The following is a 15184-nucleotide window of genomic DNA, read 5'->3' as shown; positions in this document are numbered from 1 at the left end:
GACTTGCAGACCATGGCGCGCTTGCGACCGGACCAGCCTTTCATTCACCCGGATTGCCAGATAACCGGCAGCAGCTTTGGCGCCTTTGTCGAAATCGGTGCCGGAACGCGGGTGACGAATTCGGTGTTTGGGGACTATACCTATTGCGACCGCACCTGCGACATCGCCAATGCACGGATCGGGAAATTCGCCAATATCGCCAGTTTCACCCGGATCGGCGCCACCGACCATCCGATCGAGAAAGCGTCGCTGCATCACTTCCACTACCGCTCAGCCGACTATTGGGACGATGCCGAGGACGACGCGGACTGGTTCGCCCGGCGCGCCGGGCGGCTGGCGCATATCGGGCATGACACATGGATCGGCCACGCGGCCATCATCAAGCCCGAGGTGACGATCGGGCACGGGGCAATCGTCGCCTCCGGGGCGATCGTGACCAAGGATGTGCCGCCCTATACAATCGTCGGGGGTGTCACCGCCCAACCCATCCGCCGCCGGTTCCCCGAGCAGGTCGCCGAGCGGATGATGGCTCTGGCCTGGTGGGAATGGGACAATGCCCGCCTGCGCGCGGCGCTGCCGGATTTTCGCGCGTTGCCCGCCGAGGTCTTTCTGGAGAAATACGAGGATTGACCGGCATCACCCGTGATCGTCATCCAGCGTCAGAGTGACCCGCTCACCGGCAAAGACGGTCTTGCCGTATTCAACCGGATGCCCCTGCGGATCGGCATTGATGCCGACCGAATGCAGAACCGGCGCGCCCTCAATCAGTTGCAGGTGCCGGGCCTGAACCGCATCGGCCGCGCGGGCGGTCAGGCGGGTCGAGATCCGGGTATAGTCCGCCACGCCGCAGTGCCGCAGCGCCCGCGTGACCGAGCCGTTCTGGGCCAGCGCTTCGGGCAGGTCGGGCAGGCGCGCGGCGGGAAAGACGCTTTGGAACACCGCGATCGGTTGGCCATCGGCCAGCGACAACCCGTCATAGACATGCACCGGGTCGCCGGGGGCCAGGGCCAGCGCCTCGGCCTCGGTCTTGTCGGCGGCGCGGGTGATCAGAGACAGCACCCGCTTGCCCGGAATCTTGCCGCTGGCCGAGATGTTCCGGTGGTACCGGACCCGTTTGCCGATCGGGTAATCGGTTGCAGCCGCCGAAACAAACACGCCTGCCCCGCGGCGGGGATGCACCAGCCCTTGCCTGGCCAGTTCGGCCAGGGCCCGGCGCACCGTGTGGCGGTTCACGCCGTGGGTCGCGGCCAACTGCGCCTCGGTCGGCAGGCGGTCGCCGGTTGCAAAGCGCCCCTCGGCGATGTCGGCGGTCAGCGCCAGCGCGATGGTCTTCCAGATCCGTGTTTGGCTCATGTCATCAAAACTTCACAGCATATTCGTTGCGAGTCACCCGTTGTCCCACTATGATTTGTCTAGTTGTATAGTAGTTGTAGACAACTTGGCCAAGAGGCTTTGATGGCGGATCAGACAAAAATTGCGACAGGTGATCGACAGGCCTGGTTGGGCCTTCTGGCACGTGCGCCGGCCGAGGCGCTGGCGGCCTTATGGGCCGCCTATGGCGCGCGCCCCGAATTCCAGTGGTTGCGCACGCCCGAGATCGGCGGCGTCATGGTGCGGGGGCGGGCAGGCGGCATCGGCGCACCGTTCAACCTGGGCGAGATGACGGTCACGCGCTGCGCTCTGGTCTTGGCCGACGGAACCGAGGGCCACGGATATGTGCAGGGGCGCGACAAGACCCATGCCGAAACCGCCGCTCTGATCGACGCGCTGATGCAGACCGGTGATGCGGACACGGTGCGTGCCAAAATCCTGGAGCCGCTGACCCGTCAGGTTCAGGCGGCCAGATCGGCCCGTGCCGCCAAGGCCGCGGCCACCAAGGTCGAGTTTTTCACGATGGTTCGCGGAGAGGACCAATGACCCCACAGACCCGTTTTTCAGGCGGTTTCACCGATGCTCCGGTTCAGGCGGCGCACGCCTTTCGTGCGGCCATGACCGTGATGGCGCGGCCGGGCGAGTTGCGGCAGCAGGTCGGCGCGACCCCGCCCGAAGGCCTGTCGGTCGCCGCCGGAACGCTGCTGCTGACGCTGTGTGACGCGGATACGGGCGTTTATCTGGCGGGCACGGCCGACAACCCGGCCATTCGCCAGTGGCTGACTTTCCACACCGGTGCGCCCCTCGTGCCCGCCGCGCAGGCGGACTTCGCCGTCGGTTTCTGGCAGGATCTGGTGCCGCTGGACCAATACCGGATCGGAACGCCGGAATATCCCGACCGATCCGCCACCCTGATCGTGGAGTGCGACGTGTTGCGCAAATCCGGCGCCACCCTGCGAGGCCCAGGCATCCGCGACACTGCACGCCTGGCCGTGCCCGACATTGCGGCGCTTCAGGCCAATTCGGACCTGTACCCGTTGGGGTGCGATTTCTTCTTCACCTGCGGGGATACGGTCGCGGCCCTGCCGCGCAGCACTCGCATCCAGCCTGAGGGTTAGGCCATGTACGTAGCCGTCAAAGGGGGCGAAAAGGCGATCGAAAACGCCCATGCCTGGCTGGCCGAGGGACGCCGGGGCGATCTTGGCGTGGCTGAATTGTCCTTGGCCCAAATCCGCGAACAACTCAGCCTTGCGGTGAACCGCGTGATGGCCGAGGGCTCTCTGTACGATCCCGATCTGGCCGCACTTGCGATCAAACAGGCGCGCGGTGATCTGATCGAGGCGATCTTCCTGATCCGCGCCTACCGCACCACCCTGCCGCGGTTTGGTTGTTCGTCCCCAGTCGATACCGGCGGCATGACCTGCGACCGCCGGATCTCGGCCACGTTCAAGGATGCACCGGGCGGGCAGGTTCTGGGCCCGACCTTCGACTACACGCACCGCCTGCTGGATTTCAAACTGGCGGCCGATGGCGCGGTGCCCGCGGCCCCCACTGCCGCGCCGCGTCACGAGCCGACCCCACACATCACCGAATTCCTCAAGGACGAAGGCCTAATCCAGGATGAACCCGCCAGCGATGAGCCGCCCGGTGACCTGACGCGCGAACCGATGGAGTTCCCGGCCGACCGCCCCCTGCGCCTGCAAGCGCTGACGCGCGGGGACGAGGGGTTCGTGCTGGGCATGGCCTATTCGACCCAGCGCGGCTATGCCCGCAACCACGCTTTCGTGGGTGAGCTGCGCATCGGCACCGTCGGGGTCGAGATGGAAATCCCCGAACTGGGTTTCGCGATTGAGATCGGCGAGATCGCCCTGACCGAATGCGAAACGGTGAACCAGTTCAAGGGATCAAAAACCGAGCCGCCGCAGTTCACACGCGGCTATGGGCTGGTCTTCGGCCAGTCCGAGCGCAAAGCCATCGCGATGGCGCTGGTGGACCGCGCCTTGCGCTGGGAGGAATTGGGCGAAGACGATCTGGGCGCTCCGGCGCAGGATCAGGAATTCGTCCTCAGCCATGCCGACAACATTCAGGCGACCGGCTTTCTGGAGCATATCAAGCTGCCGCATTACGTCGATTTCCAGTCCGAACTGGAACTGGTGCGCAAATTGCGCCGCGAGGCCGAAGGACGCTTGGCGTCACCGGAGGCGGCTGAATGACTCCAGTGACCTTCCTGCATCCTGTCCGCTTGATGGGTTGTTTTATCGGCGGCCAATGGCTGAGTGGCGGTTTCCGAGCCGATCGTGGACCGTTCGCCATGTTGGTCGCGTCGCATGGCCCGGCGCCGTCGCCGGGAGTGTATCCTGCGCCAGAGAAAGTACACCATGACGACCGCGAAGGCCGAGGCAACCAGATAACCGTCCACAACAACACCAAAAACCGAAAGTGATACATCAAATGAATGAGTATAACTTCGCATATTTGGACGAACAAACCAAGCGGATGATCCGTCGGGCCATTCTCAAGGCTTTGGCGGTGCCCGGCTATCAGGTGCCTTTTGCAAGCCGCGAGATGCCCATGCCCTATGGCTGGGGCACGGGCGGGGTTCAGGTCTCGGCCGCGACGCTGACCCCCGACGATACGTTCAAGGTCATCGATCAGGGTGCCGATGACACGACCAATGCCGTGTCGATCCGAAAGTTCTTTGAAAAGACGGCGGGCGTGGTCACGACCGAAGAGACCGGGAAGGCGACCATCATCCAGACCCGCCACCGTATCCCCGAGGCCCGGCTGCGCGCCGATCAGATCCTGGTCTATCAGGTCCCGATCCCCGAACCACTGCGGTTTCTGGAACCGCGCGAAACCGAGACACGCAAGATGCACAGCCTGCAGGAATACGGGTTGATGCATGTGAAACTCTACGAAGACATCAGCCAGCACGGCGCGATTTCCACGGCCTATGCCTATCCGGTCCGGGTGGCTGAGCGCTATGTGATGGACCCGTCTCCGATCCCGAAATTCGACAATCCGAAACTGGAAATGGACGCGATCCAGCTGTTCGGGGCCGGGCGCGAGCAGCGGATCTATGCGGTGCCGCCGCATACGCGGGTGGTCAGCCTCGATTTCGAGGACTACCCGTTCGAGGCCGCCAAGGCCGATCATGCCTGCGATCTGTGTGGGGCCGAAGACAGCTATCTGGACGAGGTGATCACGGACGATGCAGGCAACCGGATGTTCGTGTGCTCGGACACCGATTACTGCCGGTCCCGCCGCGACGCCGGACACCAAGGGCGTTTGACGCAGGAGGGCGCGGCATGACCCCGCTGTTGCAGGTCAAAGGCATCGAGAAACGCTATGGCGCGCGGATCGGGTGCCGGGATGTCAGTTTCGACCTCTACCCCGGTGAGGTGATGGGGATTGTCGGCGAAAGCGGGTCGGGCAAGTCGACCCTGCTGAACTGTCTGGCCGGGCATCTTAAGCCGGATGCCGGGCAGGTGATCTTTGATACCCGCGCCGACGGGCCGGTGGACACGGTCACGATGTCCGAGCCGGCCCGCCGGATGCTGGGGCGCACCGACTGGGCCTTTGTGCATCAGCATGCCCGCGACGGGCTGCGCATGTCGGTCAGCGCCGGCGGCAATATCGGCGAGCGACTGATGGCCGTGGGGAGCCGGGACTATGGTCAGATCCGCGGGCAGGCGCTGGATTGGCTCGGCCGGGTCGAGATTGCAGAAAGCCGCGTGGACGACCGACCCAGCGCGTTTTCGGGCGGCATGCAGCAACGGTTGCAGATCGCGCGCAACCTGGTGACCGGTCCGCGGCTGGTCTTCATGGATGAACCGACCGGCGGGTTGGATGTCTCGGTGCAGGCGCGGCTGCTGGACCTGCTGCGCGGCCTTGTGCGCGAGATGGGGCTGAGCGCTATCATCGTCACCCATGATCTGGCCGTGGTGCGGCTGTTGGCGGACCGGTTGATGGTGATGAAGGATGGCGAGGTGGTCGAGGCGGGGCTGACCGATCAGGTGCTGGACGACCCGCAGCATGCCTATACGCAACTGCTCGTGTCCAGCGTGCTGCAGGTTTGAATGCTACAGAAAAGATGAAATCCGATGATTGAACTGATCGACGTGAGCAAGAGCTTTACCCTGCACAATCAGGGCGGCGCCGTGATCCCCGTGATGGCGGGCGCGTCGCTGCAGGTCGGGGCCGGAGAATGCGTGGCCCTGACCGGGGCCAGCGGGGCCGGGAAGTCCACGCTGATGCGGGTGATCTATGGCAATTACCTGGCGGCCTCGGGGCAGGTGCGGGTGGGCGGCCTGGACGTCGCCCGGGCCCAACCGCGCGAGATACTGCAACTGCGCCGGGAAACTCTGGGCTATGTCAGCCAGTTTCTCCGTGTCGTACCGCGTGTGCCGACGCTGGAGGTCGTTGCCGAACCGCTTCTGGTTCAGGGGTGCGAGCGGCAGACCGCACTGGACAAGGCAGCGGGCCTCCTTCAGCGCCTGAATATTCCGGAACCGCTTTGGCGCCTCAGCCCCACGACATTTTCGGGCGGTGAACAGCAACGGGTGAATATCGCGCGTGGTTTTGCGCATGACTATCCGGCGCTGTTGCTAGATGAACCCACGGCCAGCCTTGACGCACGGAACCGCGAAACCGTGCTGTCCCTGATCCAAGAGGCAAAGGCTCGCGGTGCGGCTATCATCGGGATATTCCACGACCAAGAGGCCCGTGACCGGGTCTGCAACCGCGTGGTTGACGTCACTCAGTTTTCGCCAAGGGCCGCGGCATGAAGATGGCCCCGGTCATTGCGGTTGTCGGGCCTTCGGGTGTTGGAAAAGACAGCGTAATCCAAGCACTGCTGGCGCGCGCGCCGAACTTCGAAAGGGTGCGTAGAGTCATCACCCGTCCCCATGGCGAAGGCGGCGAGGATTTTGACCGCGTGTCCGACCGGGCGTTTCAAACAATGGTCCAAGAGGGCGGCTTTGTTCTGCACTGGGCCGCGCACGGGCTGCACTACGGCATACCCGTTGCGATCACGGAACAACGCCAAAGGGCCGACGCCGTTCTGGTCAACCTCTCAAGGGCTGTGTTGCCCGAGGCGCAGAAGGAATTTCGTGAGCTGATCGTGATATCCCTGACGGCCGACCCAAAGGTTCTGGCACAACGTCTGGCAGTGCGTGACCGGGAAAGCGCGGCCGATCAAGCCCGGCGTTTGGGGCGCGCCACTGCAGCCCTGCCCGAAGGTTTGAACCACGTGATCGAGGTCGACAATTCCGGGTCACTGGATGCGACCGTTGAAACCATCTTGTCCGGCCTTCAACCCGAAAGGGCGTACCGTTGAAGCATATGGAACCGCCCGTCTTCAGCCTCGCCCACAAGGGCCAGGTCCCTTATGTCAAAGGGGGCTGGCAGCAATGGGACAAGCCGTTGGTTCAGCACGGTTTGCACGTTTGCCAGCATCGGCTTGCTCAGGCGACCGGACAGGGTGATGTGAAAACGGAAAGCCTCCAGAACGTATGGGTAGCCCCAATTCGTCAGATTTGCGTCCTGCTCCATGGTCAACCCGGCCGCTCGGCGCCGGTTCATCTCGGTTTCCGATGCCGGGGCACGAAAAGGGTCCAGGTCGCGGACACAAGCCGCCGCAAGCGCGTTCAGGTCCCGTGTGTCGCCCACGGGCCGCAAAGCAAGAAACCGACCAAGGCGGGCAACTTCGAGCCTGTCCAGCAAAACGGGGGCGAATTTACCGGCCAGACGGGCGCAGGTATCCTGCAAAGCGGACAGCGACTGATCTTCACGCAGGCGAAACGGCGGCTTCATCGTGGCATGAAGCCCGTATTTGCGCGGCACTTGTGTTACCGAGGCGACGTCCAACCCGTCGATGATCGGATGGTCGACGGTGCGTCCCGCATCGATGTCCCACCCCAGCCACGAAGTTGCAAACCTGCTCCAGTCGGATTGGGCTGGGGGAACGAAATAGATCGCGTATCGCGCAAAATTCACAATGGCCTCCTGTTGCGTGGCCTCTCCTTACCTCAAACCACGTGAAATTCCGATGACAGATGAACTGACCCTTGCCAATGCGTTGCTTGTTCTGCCGGATGAGACTGTCCGTGGGTGTGTCCGTATCGTTGGCCAGATGATCGCTGACATAGACACCGGCGCGGCTGTTCCGAAAGGCGCGATTGACTGTGACGGGGACTATGTGTCGCCCGGCCTGGTCGAGTTGCACACCGACAACCTGGAACGCCACATCCAGCCGCGGCCCAGGGTGGACTGGCCCCATGCCGCAGCCATTCTTGCGCATGACGCGGAACTGGCCAGCACCGGGATCACGACCGTCTTTGACGCTATGCGCGTGGGGTCGATCCCGTCCGGTGCTGGACGGTATCTGAAATACGCGCGCGGACTGTCGCGCGAGCTGTGGGAGTTGCGAGAGCAGGACGCACTCAAGATCAGCCACTTTCTGCATCTGCGCGCCGAAGTCTGTTCTGAGACGCTGGTCGAGGAACTGCAGGAATTCGGTCCAGAAGACCGGGTGGGTATCGTTTCGTTGATGGATCACACGCCGGGCCAGCGCCAGTTTCGGGACCTGTCCAAGTTCGAAGCCTATCTCAAAGGCAAGTACGCAATGGATGACGACATGTTCGCACGGCACGTCGACCAGTTGCGGGGGCTGAGGGACCGCAATGGAGACCGCCACGAGCAGGAGGCCGTGGACGCCGCGCGTCGCTTCGGAGCGGTTCTGGCCAGCCACGACGACACGACCGAGGCGCAAGTAGCAATATCCGCCCGTCATGGCATTCGGCTGGCCGAGTTTCCAACGACGGTCGAGGCCGCACAGGCCTGTCACGCTCATGACATTCAGGTCATGATGGGCGCGCCAAACCTGATCCGGGGCGGGTCACATTCTGGGAATGTGGCAGCAGGGGAACTGGCCGACTTGGGGTGTTTGGACATTCTGTCGTCGGACTATGTGCCGTCAGCCTTGCTGTTGTCAGCCGTTACCCTTGGGCGCATCTGGGATGACATGGCGCGTGGCATCGCCACTGTCACACGGGCTCCGGCACAGGCGGCGGGCCTTGCGGATCGCGGCGCTCTGAAACCGGGGCTGCGGGCAGACCTGATCCGTTTTCGAATGCGGGGTGACGTCCCGGCCCTGACTGCCGTCTGGTCGCGCGGACAGCGCGTGGCCTGATCAGGCGAGGTAGAACAGATAGCGGTCGGGCGCGATGGAGTCCGGGCCGTTGATCTGCTCGAACCCTTCCAGCGGTTGGCCGGAAATCAGCAATCCGCCTGGGACCATGACCGAGCCAATCAGCTTGCTGAGCCTCGCCGCTTCGGCCACGTCTTCATGTTTGATCCCGCGACCAAAATCATAATGCGCTAATGCGATCCGCGGGCCGTCTTCGGCCAGCTTTTTCAGCATCGGTTCGGCCTCGCCCTGCAGAAAATCCTCGGCCGGCGGGGTGCTGTCCGGGTGACATTGCAGAACCCGGTCCATGACCCAGATACGCCGGTCGGGCAGGATCTCGCGTAGGTGGTCATAGGTGCGGCCGTTGCCCAAACCCATGTCCAGCACATCGCCTTTCAGCCCTTTGATCCGCGCCGCAGCCCAGTTCAGCCCGTCGCGCTGGGCGGTCAGGCGTCGCAGCATGGAATCCAGTCGGCTCATCAAGGTCTCCTCGGGTAATCAGTGTGGTCCTGCGGACCAGACGCGTGTGGGGCCAGCCATGAGGCAATCCAACAGCGCCTCGGTAAAGTCCCAGATCTGTTGATCATGGACAAGATGATGGGTCAACACGCCAAAAGGTTCGGTTGGGTCGGCACGTCCCTCGCGACGGCCCTGCAGCATCGAAACGGTTTTGGCGATCAACGCATTCGGATCGGCCAACCCACGCGTACCGCGCCAGTCGATCGGATCCAGATGGGTATTGACCTGAGTCAGGCCCGGTGCGGCGTCTCTGCGCGTTCTGGGCGTGGCCGTGGACAGGAACTGATAGCCGATTTCCGCAAGCTCTGCCGTCACCTCGGGCGCGATGCGGTTCCAAGGGGGGACGAACATCGGGCACAGACGATCACCGAAGGACTCCTGCAGACTCATGAAGCCAAGGCGTGCATCAGACACAATTGAGGCGAGCGGACGATGCAGGCGGAACTCGGATTTCTTTTCGCCCTTTGGTGCGTGGTTCTGGTGCGCCCAGCCGTGAACCACCGGAACCAAGCTGGGCTGTTCGGCGACCTGGTTGACCAGACCCTGACTGGCATCGCGTGGAATGACGGCCAGATGAACCGGCAGCCCGGTTCGGGATGACAGGTCCACCAAACGGTCCAATTGCCGGCTGGGCGCGATCGCGTCATCGTCCCGCCACCACAGTGGAAGCGTAAGCCCAGCCTCTCGCCACACCTGCAATTCGGACCGCAGCGGTGTCCAATCGGTTGTCATTGCCGAGCCTCCCAAAGCGAAGTGGCAATCTCTACCGACTTGCGGGCTCCGTCAAACCCGCCATCCAATGGTTTGCGCGGGCCTTGATGTAGGACGCGGTCGACTGCTTGGGCCAATGTCTCTCCGGTCAGCTTCGCGCTGGGCAGCACGTCGACGGCAGGCAGGCGCGCCAGGCTGTTTGCCCTCAGGGTCTGTTCCACTTCCTTGCCATCGTCAAATGGGATCAGAACGGCCGGGGTCGCGCATTGCAGCAAGTCCATGGCGGTGTTGTACCCGCACATGCTGACCGAGGCCGCGGCCAGCGGTAGCATTTGTCTGAAATCCGGACGTACGGGCTCCAGAATGACTTTTTCGCCATGTGTCATGTGCCTCAGTTCGGCAATCCGGTCTTCGGAATCCCGACCGCCGACCAGCAGGCGCCAGCGCCTGTTGGGCATCTTTTGGGCGGCCTCGATGGCCGCGCGAAAGATCGGTTGCCCGACCGATCCGCCGCCAGCGCTAACCAGGATTTCATTCGCTCCTTCCCCTTGTTCATGAGGGCCCGTCGCAGGCGGGGCAACAAAGCCGGTATAGAACAGGCGTCCGGCCAAATTGTCTGTAACCGGCCAGCTGGAATGCAGCGGCGTGATTTCGGGGTCGGAATGGACCAGTACGCCGTCATAGAAACGCGTAATGATTTCTTCGGTCCGCACAGCCTTGGCGGGTTTCGACGGTGGCGCGAGGATGTCCCGGATCGAACTCAGAACAACCGGTCTGTACGGCAGTGACCGCACAGTGGACAACAAGGCCAGAAATTCGTCGGCCAGGCTTCGGCGGCCGAAGGGATAGAGTTCCGTTATCAGGACATCGGGGTTTACCCGGCGAACAGCCTCGGTCAGGGCAATAGCGCGGGAGTTCAGATAGGTCGCGTCTGCAATATTTCCGTCGGCCGTCAGCAACCGCGTGAAATCGGTACCATCCGAACGCAGCGGTGGCAGCGCCAGCAGGGAAACTCCATCCGTGTTCAGTTGTGGTGCAGGCATCCCGCCGGATGCGACGGTCACGTCGTGCCCGGCATCCGCAAAAGCCCGACCCAAGGTCAATGCGCGGCTGAGATGTCCGGTCCCCAGCAGATGGGTGACGATGATCATGGTCCTCATGACCCGGCCTCGCGCGGAATAAGCCGGACGGGCTCTGCCTCCGGTCGCATTTGCTCCAAATCGACCACATAAAGGCGATTGCGTTTGATGCGGAACGGCGCGGGGCCTGTGAACTCCCACCCCCAGGCAAGCGCCAGGATGACCCGCATGATTCCGATATGGCAGACAGCTACGTTGTCACCAGTCAGGCTGGACAGCCATGGCATAAGGCGGCGGCGAATGTCGGCCGGGCTTTCGCCCTTGGGGGGACGAAATTCCCAGCTCCAATCCTCGATATGCCGGTATCCAGTGTTGGCATCTGCAATCAGGTCTTCCCCGCGTTGGCCTTCCCAGTCGCCCCAATTCATCTCGACCAAAGCGGCCGAGGTTGCGGGTTCGCGCCCCGCCACCAGCTGCGCAGTTTCGCTGGCGCGGGTCAGGGGGCTTGACCATAGTTCGGCCCGGTCCCAAGGGGCGGGCAAGCGATATCCGGCCAGTTCGGCCTTTGCCTGATCATCGAGGCTGATGTCGCTGCGCCCCTGAATGCGTCCTGCGCGGTTCCAGGCGGTATGACCGTGGCGCAGAAGGGCCAGACGTGTCATGACATTTCCCCTACCAGCGAAGAAACACCCGACCAGAACGTCCGTGTTGCGTTTGGCATCAAATGACGGCCGGCCACGTAGTCGCGCGCTTTTTGACCTTCGCTCCGACGCAGTTCGGGATCGGACAGCAGCCGGTCAACTCGCTCGGCCAGCGCGGCGGCGCCGTATTCTGGGGCAGGATGATCGGCAGGCGCCAGTACGTCGCGCACACCGGGGCGATCCTGGGCGACAACAGGGACGCCCGCGGACTGCGCCTCGATATAGGTCATCCCGTAGGCTTCGTTGACGCCCGGCCAAACCAACAGAGCAGCATCGGAGTAGATCGTTTCAAGGTCATCGCGGCTCAGCAGGCCCAGAAAACGGACACGTGTGCCGAAGGAGGACATCAAAGCCTCGACTTCCGGGCGGGCTGGCCCGTCGCCGGCGATGTTCAGCGTCCAATCCCCCTTCAGCAAAGCCAGTGTATCGGCCAGAATGCGGAAGGACTCCAGCTTGTCCCCGTAACGCATCATTCCCACTGTCAGCATCGGCCCGGCGCATCGAGAGGGCCGAGGCAGGTCCGATCGGGGTAGGAAGGGTGGGAGTTCAATCAATGACTGATCACCGAACCGCTCGCGTTCCAGTGTGATCAAGTCATTTGCTGTGTGGTAGAAGATCATCTGTGCGGCGTTGCAGGCATCGTGCGCAGCTTTGGCAAAGCCGGCCCAGGGCCCGGAAAGGCGCGACATGGCGCGGGTGCTCTCAAGCTGAACATAGGGTATTCCGCGCGCCCGGCAGACCGCCGGCCCCAAAAGGTCCGGAGCTTTGTAGTAGTTGTGATAGGTCACCCAGAGGCCTGTATCCGCAGGTAGTTCTGCGCTCAGTCGGGTGGCCTCGGTCGCGGCTTCGCGGTAGAGACGGTTCTGGAGGTCCAGGTCTCCGGTCTTGTCATAGATGCGCAGCCGCGAGACCAGATCAACGCGATGCCCATCGGCCCCGATTGCAGCCATCAGGTTACGAGCCATTTCGCGGTCGCCGGATGGTACCGGGCTGTCTGGGGCTTTCATCGGCGCATAGAAGGCGACCCGAACCATCAGGCACCCTCCGCGCACAAGGCTTTCAGGCGGCGGGACAGGCGTGCAATGCCGGGGTCCATGCGAAAATTCGCAAGCAAGCGGTCATAAGCCGCATCGGCCATGATTGCCGCTTTCTGCGGGTCGGCGGACAGGGTGGATATGGCGTCTGCAAGCGCTGTGGGTTCGTCATCGGACAAGATGCCGTGCACGTTGGTCTGGATGAATTCGGGTATGGCCGAGACCGGAGTGGACAGGATCGGCAGTTTTTGCGACGCGGCTTCCATCAGGACATTGGGCAGGCCGTCCCGGTCCCCATCCGCGGCGATGCGGCTGGGAAGCACGAACAGATCCGCCTCGCGCATGGCCGCAATGACCTCGGGTTGATCGCAGGCGCCCTTCCAGGTGATGCGATCCTGTAGGCGCAGGTTTTCCGCCAGGCTGCGCAGGTTGTCCGACAAGGTGCCGCCGCCAATGTGGGTCCAGTGCCAGTCAAGCTCTGGGGGGAGCATGGCCAAGGCGTGGATCAAGCGATCAAAGCCTTTCTTTTCCACCAGTCGTCCGACGGACACCATATGGAACCGGTCATCGACGGATCGCAGCTTTCGTACGGGCGGCTCAGGAAATCGCGTCAGGTCCAACCCGTGATAGATCAGATCGACACGGGCGGGGTCATCGGCCAGATCGCGCAAATGCCGCGCGCCGATATCGGTGCAAGTTGCGCCAAATGCCGCTCCGAAGGTGTCGGCATGGAGTTTCTCGCGCTTTTCCCACTCGGGCGACGTCCAGATATCCTTGGCGTGAGCCGAAAAGCTCCACGGCAGGCCGCGCATGATTGCAGCATAACGGGCAACCGAGGACGGGGTATGCAGGAAGTGGGCATACAGCGCGCGTGTACCGCCGGGCAATTCCGCGGCCAGAACGCAAGCCTGCCCAAAGCGGCGGATTCGGTTGTGCGTGGGATCACGACGCAGATCCTGTCGCCACACCCGGTAGGCCTGTGCGTAACCCGGAAGCGCCTGTGCGGTTCGTCTCGCCGCCCATACGCGTTGGGGTTCCTGGTACAGATATTCGGGAAGATAATGCACCCGCCCCTGAAACCGGTTGTGCAGGGGGTGGCGTTTGGTGTCGGTCGGGTGGCGCAATGACCAGATGTCGAAAGCCTGGCCGGCATCCTGCAAAGCAACCAGTTCCTGAGCGATGAACGTCTCGGACAGGCGCGGCCAACCTTTGACCAACACCGCCAGTCTCGGCTCTGCGTCGGTCATCCGGTCGCTCGTTCCTTTTCGACGCTTAGCAGGGCCTCGACCCGATCAGAGACATAGTCCAAGCCATCCAGCAAACCTGCCTTGATCGCCTCCGACGGAAGGGGCTGCTGCGGCAGGTTGCGAATGGCCGTGATCATCGCATCGGCCGTCAACCCGTCGCGGGTTTCGTCCAGCATCCGCACAAGGCCCAGTTCCTCGGCGCGCGAGGCGCGGATCCACTGTTCCAGCCGCGGGGTCGTTCGCGGGACGATCACCGCGCGTTTGTCAAAGGACAGCACCTCGCAGAACGTGTTGTATCCGCCCATGCAGACCACACCCGCCGCGCCGGCGAACAGGGTTTCGATCTGGGATTCGAACCCGACCGCCGTCACACGACCGTTCAGGGCCGCCACGCGGGTCTCGAACTCTTCGCGCAACTCACCGGACAGGAAAGGGCCATAGACAAGCACAGCTCGGGGGGACAGATCAGGGTCTTTTTCATATGCAGACAGGACAAGGTTGACCATCGCCTTCCCGTCGCCACCGCCTCCGGGCGTGATAAGGATATAGGGCTGCTCGGGAGGTTCGCCGACAGGGCCGAGATCGCGGCGCAGATAACCGGTCCAGTGAATGCGGGCCTGCGCCGACGGGCTGAGCGGCAATCCTTCTGTCGGGTCATAAACAGACCGCAGGCCGTAGACCCAGATTTCGTGATAGTATTTCTCGGTCGCGGCGGCGGCATCCTTTCGGGCCCATTCCGCCGCCAGAACCTCGGGTTCGTCCAGAACGTCGCGAAGGCCCAGCACCAGTTTGGCGCGCCCGGATTGATGCAGCTGTTCCAAGGTAGGCAGCAGTTCGCCCCGGAACCCGGTTGGCTCCTTGTCGACGACGACGACGTCCGGGTCGAATTGGCGCATGGTGGTCTGGATCAGTCCCGAACGCAGTTCGGTGACCTCGTCAATCCCCATTCCGATCGTGCGCGCGGCATACGAGCCGTCAGCCCGCTTGGTCACACCCGGCAGGCGCACATGGTCCACGCGCCGCGGAAAAGTGAAGCGCCCGGCAACGGGCGAGCCCGTCAGGATCAGGGCCGAGGCCCGCGGGTTCGCCCGCGTCATTGCCGCAGCCAGCGCTCGGGAGCGTCTGAGATGACCCAGTCCGAACGTATCGTGACTGTAGAACATTATGCGCGGAGCGCGACCGGTCTGTTTGTCGTCGATGCCTAGGCTCATGCCCTCGCTCGTATCTTTGTTACGGTGCAGTTTCCGCGCGTTTCGCACCAGTTATCTTATATTTTTTGACGCCGCCTGCCAAAGGGTCTGTGTCAAAGCCGCAAATGCGTCAATCATTGCGA

General features: G+C 63.0%; 18 protein-coding genes. 9 read left to right on the top strand and 9 right to left on the bottom strand.

The window, feature by feature from the left end:
- Positions 1-12: 12 nt before the first annotated feature.
- Positions 13-630 carry an LbetaH domain-containing protein gene (locus ACR0NY_RS10025; protein ID WP_170367832.1) on the top strand — a complete coding sequence of 206 codons (618 nt, stop codon included), beginning with the start codon at positions 13-15 and terminating at the stop codon, positions 628-630.
- A 6-nt stretch (positions 631-636) separates the two neighbouring features.
- On the opposite strand, the gene phnF is transcribed toward ACR0NY_RS10025, so the two are convergent.
- The gene (gene phnF / locus ACR0NY_RS10020; protein ID WP_170367834.1) at positions 637-1353 is read right to left on the bottom strand and encodes a phosphonate metabolism transcriptional regulator PhnF; all 717 of its coding nucleotides are present in this window, start codon (positions 1351-1353) and stop codon (positions 637-639) included.
- Positions 1354-1455: 102 nt separating this feature from the next.
- Between phnF and phnG the strand changes: the two genes are divergently transcribed.
- From phnG to phnN, 7 genes are all read left to right on the top strand, one after another.
- On the top strand, positions 1456-1917 hold the full coding sequence (phnG, locus tag ACR0NY_RS10015) for a phosphonate C-P lyase system protein PhnG (protein WP_170367836.1): 462 nt from the start codon (positions 1456-1458) through the stop codon (positions 1915-1917).
- Positions 1914-2489, top strand: a complete 576-nt coding sequence (gene phnH, locus ACR0NY_RS10010) for a phosphonate C-P lyase system protein PhnH (protein WP_170367838.1) — start codon at positions 1914-1916, stop codon at positions 2487-2489. The genes phnG and phnH overlap by 4 nt, the downstream gene beginning before the upstream one ends.
- A gap of 3 nt (positions 2490-2492) precedes the next feature.
- Positions 2493-3584 (top strand): carbon-phosphorus lyase complex subunit, encoded by a 1092-nt coding sequence (locus tag ACR0NY_RS10005; RefSeq protein ID WP_170367840.1) that lies wholly within the window; start codon positions 2493-2495, stop codon positions 3582-3584.
- Positions 3585-3822: 238 nt separating this feature from the next.
- The gene (locus ACR0NY_RS10000) at positions 3823-4683 is read left to right on the top strand and encodes an alpha-D-ribose 1-methylphosphonate 5-phosphate C-P-lyase PhnJ (protein ID WP_217354829.1); all 861 of its coding nucleotides are present in this window, start codon (positions 3823-3825) and stop codon (positions 4681-4683) included.
- Positions 4680-5450: a phosphonate C-P lyase system protein PhnK gene (phnK, locus tag ACR0NY_RS09995; protein WP_170367842.1), complete on the top strand. Its 771-nt coding sequence runs from the start codon at positions 4680-4682 to the stop codon at positions 5448-5450. The genes ACR0NY_RS10000 and phnK overlap by 4 nt, the downstream gene beginning before the upstream one ends.
- 24 nt (positions 5451-5474) lie before the next feature.
- Positions 5475-6158, top strand: coding sequence for a phosphonate C-P lyase system protein PhnL (gene phnL, locus ACR0NY_RS09990; protein ID WP_170367844.1), 684 nt, complete (start codon positions 5475-5477; stop codon positions 6156-6158).
- On the top strand, positions 6155-6709 hold the full coding sequence (phnN, locus tag ACR0NY_RS09985; protein ID WP_170367846.1) for a phosphonate metabolism protein/1,5-bisphosphokinase (PRPP-forming) PhnN: 555 nt from the start codon (positions 6155-6157) through the stop codon (positions 6707-6709). The genes phnL and phnN overlap by 4 nt, the downstream gene beginning before the upstream one ends.
- On the opposite strand, the gene ACR0NY_RS09980 is transcribed toward phnN, so the two are convergent.
- Positions 6685-7368 (bottom strand): DUF1045 domain-containing protein, encoded by a 684-nt coding sequence (locus ACR0NY_RS09980; RefSeq protein ID WP_170367848.1) that lies wholly within the window; start codon positions 7366-7368, stop codon positions 6685-6687. The two genes, phnN and ACR0NY_RS09980, sit on opposite strands and share 25 nt — an antisense overlap.
- 52 nt (positions 7369-7420) lie before the next feature.
- Between ACR0NY_RS09980 and ACR0NY_RS09975 the strand changes: the two genes are divergently transcribed.
- On the top strand, positions 7421-8563 hold the full coding sequence (locus ACR0NY_RS09975) for an alpha-D-ribose 1-methylphosphonate 5-triphosphate diphosphatase (protein ID WP_170367850.1): 1143 nt from the start codon (positions 7421-7423) through the stop codon (positions 8561-8563).
- On the opposite strand, the gene ACR0NY_RS09970 is transcribed toward ACR0NY_RS09975, so the two are convergent.
- Genes ACR0NY_RS09970 through ACR0NY_RS09940 form a run of 7 tightly spaced genes read right to left on the bottom strand, consistent with a single transcriptional unit; the run spans position 8564 to position 15062 of the window.
- Positions 8564-9040, bottom strand: a complete 477-nt coding sequence (locus ACR0NY_RS09970) for a class I SAM-dependent methyltransferase (protein ID WP_093964551.1) — start codon at positions 9038-9040, stop codon at positions 8564-8566.
- A gap of 18 nt (positions 9041-9058) precedes the next feature.
- Positions 9059-9811: a polysaccharide deacetylase family protein gene (locus ACR0NY_RS09965; protein WP_170367852.1), complete on the bottom strand. Its 753-nt coding sequence runs from the start codon at positions 9809-9811 to the stop codon at positions 9059-9061.
- Positions 9808-10950 (bottom strand): glycosyltransferase family protein, encoded by a 1143-nt coding sequence (locus ACR0NY_RS09960; protein ID WP_170367853.1) that lies wholly within the window; start codon positions 10948-10950, stop codon positions 9808-9810. The genes ACR0NY_RS09965 and ACR0NY_RS09960 overlap by 4 nt, the downstream gene beginning before the upstream one ends.
- Entirely contained in the window at positions 10947-11531 is a 585-nt protein-coding gene (locus ACR0NY_RS09955) for a histidine phosphatase family protein (protein ID WP_170367855.1), read from the bottom strand. The genes ACR0NY_RS09960 and ACR0NY_RS09955 overlap by 4 nt, the downstream gene beginning before the upstream one ends.
- The gene (locus ACR0NY_RS09950) at positions 11528-12604 is read right to left on the bottom strand and encodes a glycosyltransferase family 4 protein (protein WP_170367857.1); all 1077 of its coding nucleotides are present in this window, start codon (positions 12602-12604) and stop codon (positions 11528-11530) included. The genes ACR0NY_RS09955 and ACR0NY_RS09950 overlap by 4 nt, the downstream gene beginning before the upstream one ends.
- Entirely contained in the window at positions 12604-13851 is a 1248-nt protein-coding gene (locus ACR0NY_RS09945) for a glycosyltransferase family 4 protein (RefSeq protein WP_170367859.1), read from the bottom strand. The genes ACR0NY_RS09950 and ACR0NY_RS09945 overlap by 1 nt, the downstream gene beginning before the upstream one ends.
- Positions 13848-15062 (bottom strand): glycosyltransferase family protein, encoded by a 1215-nt coding sequence (locus ACR0NY_RS09940; protein WP_170367861.1) that lies wholly within the window; start codon positions 15060-15062, stop codon positions 13848-13850. Before ACR0NY_RS09940 ends, ACR0NY_RS09945 begins: the two co-directional genes overlap by 4 nt.
- Positions 15063-15184: the final 122 nt, after the last annotated feature.

The organism is Ruegeria sp. BJ5 (assembly GCF_056537865.1).
Note: the sequence above shows the minus strand (reverse complement) of the source record. Positions and strands in the feature narration are given on the sequence as shown.

Coding starts and splice junctions, on each gene's coding strand:
- ACR0NY_RS09960 (WP_170367853.1), bottom strand. CDS start 10,950: ATGAGGACCATGATCATCGTCACCCATCTGCTGGGGACCGGACATCTC.
- ACR0NY_RS10025 (WP_170367832.1), top strand. CDS start 13: ATGGCGCGCTTGCGACCGGACCAGCCTTTCATTCACCCGGATTGCCAG.
- ACR0NY_RS10005 (WP_170367840.1), top strand. CDS start 2,493: ATGTACGTAGCCGTCAAAGGGGGCGAAAAGGCGATCGAAAACGCCCAT.
- phnH (WP_170367838.1), top strand. CDS start 1,914: ATGACCCCACAGACCCGTTTTTCAGGCGGTTTCACCGATGCTCCGGTT.
- phnN (WP_170367846.1), top strand. CDS start 6,155: ATGAAGATGGCCCCGGTCATTGCGGTTGTCGGGCCTTCGGGTGTTGGA.
- ACR0NY_RS09965 (WP_170367852.1), bottom strand. CDS start 9,811: ATGACAACCGATTGGACACCGCTGCGGTCCGAATTGCAGGTGTGGCGA.
- ACR0NY_RS10000 (WP_217354829.1), top strand. CDS start 3,823: ATGAATGAGTATAACTTCGCATATTTGGACGAACAAACCAAGCGGATG.
- ACR0NY_RS09970 (WP_093964551.1), bottom strand. CDS start 9,040: ATGAGCCGACTGGATTCCATGCTGCGACGCCTGACCGCCCAGCGCGAC.
- ACR0NY_RS09945 (WP_170367859.1), bottom strand. CDS start 13,851: ATGACCGACGCAGAGCCGAGACTGGCGGTGTTGGTCAAAGGTTGGCCG.
- phnL (WP_170367844.1), top strand. CDS start 5,475: ATGATTGAACTGATCGACGTGAGCAAGAGCTTTACCCTGCACAATCAG.
- ACR0NY_RS09940 (WP_170367861.1), bottom strand. CDS start 15,062: ATGAGCCTAGGCATCGACGACAAACAGACCGGTCGCGCTCCGCGCATA.
- ACR0NY_RS09955 (WP_170367855.1), bottom strand. CDS start 11,531: ATGACACGTCTGGCCCTTCTGCGCCACGGTCATACCGCCTGGAACCGC.
- phnK (WP_170367842.1), top strand. CDS start 4,680: ATGACCCCGCTGTTGCAGGTCAAAGGCATCGAGAAACGCTATGGCGCG.
- phnF (WP_170367834.1), bottom strand. CDS start 1,353: ATGAGCCAAACACGGATCTGGAAGACCATCGCGCTGGCGCTGACCGCC.
- ACR0NY_RS09975 (WP_170367850.1), top strand. CDS start 7,421: ATGACAGATGAACTGACCCTTGCCAATGCGTTGCTTGTTCTGCCGGAT.
- ACR0NY_RS09950 (WP_170367857.1), bottom strand. CDS start 12,604: ATGGTTCGGGTCGCCTTCTATGCGCCGATGAAAGCCCCAGACAGCCCG.
- phnG (WP_170367836.1), top strand. CDS start 1,456: ATGGCGGATCAGACAAAAATTGCGACAGGTGATCGACAGGCCTGGTTG.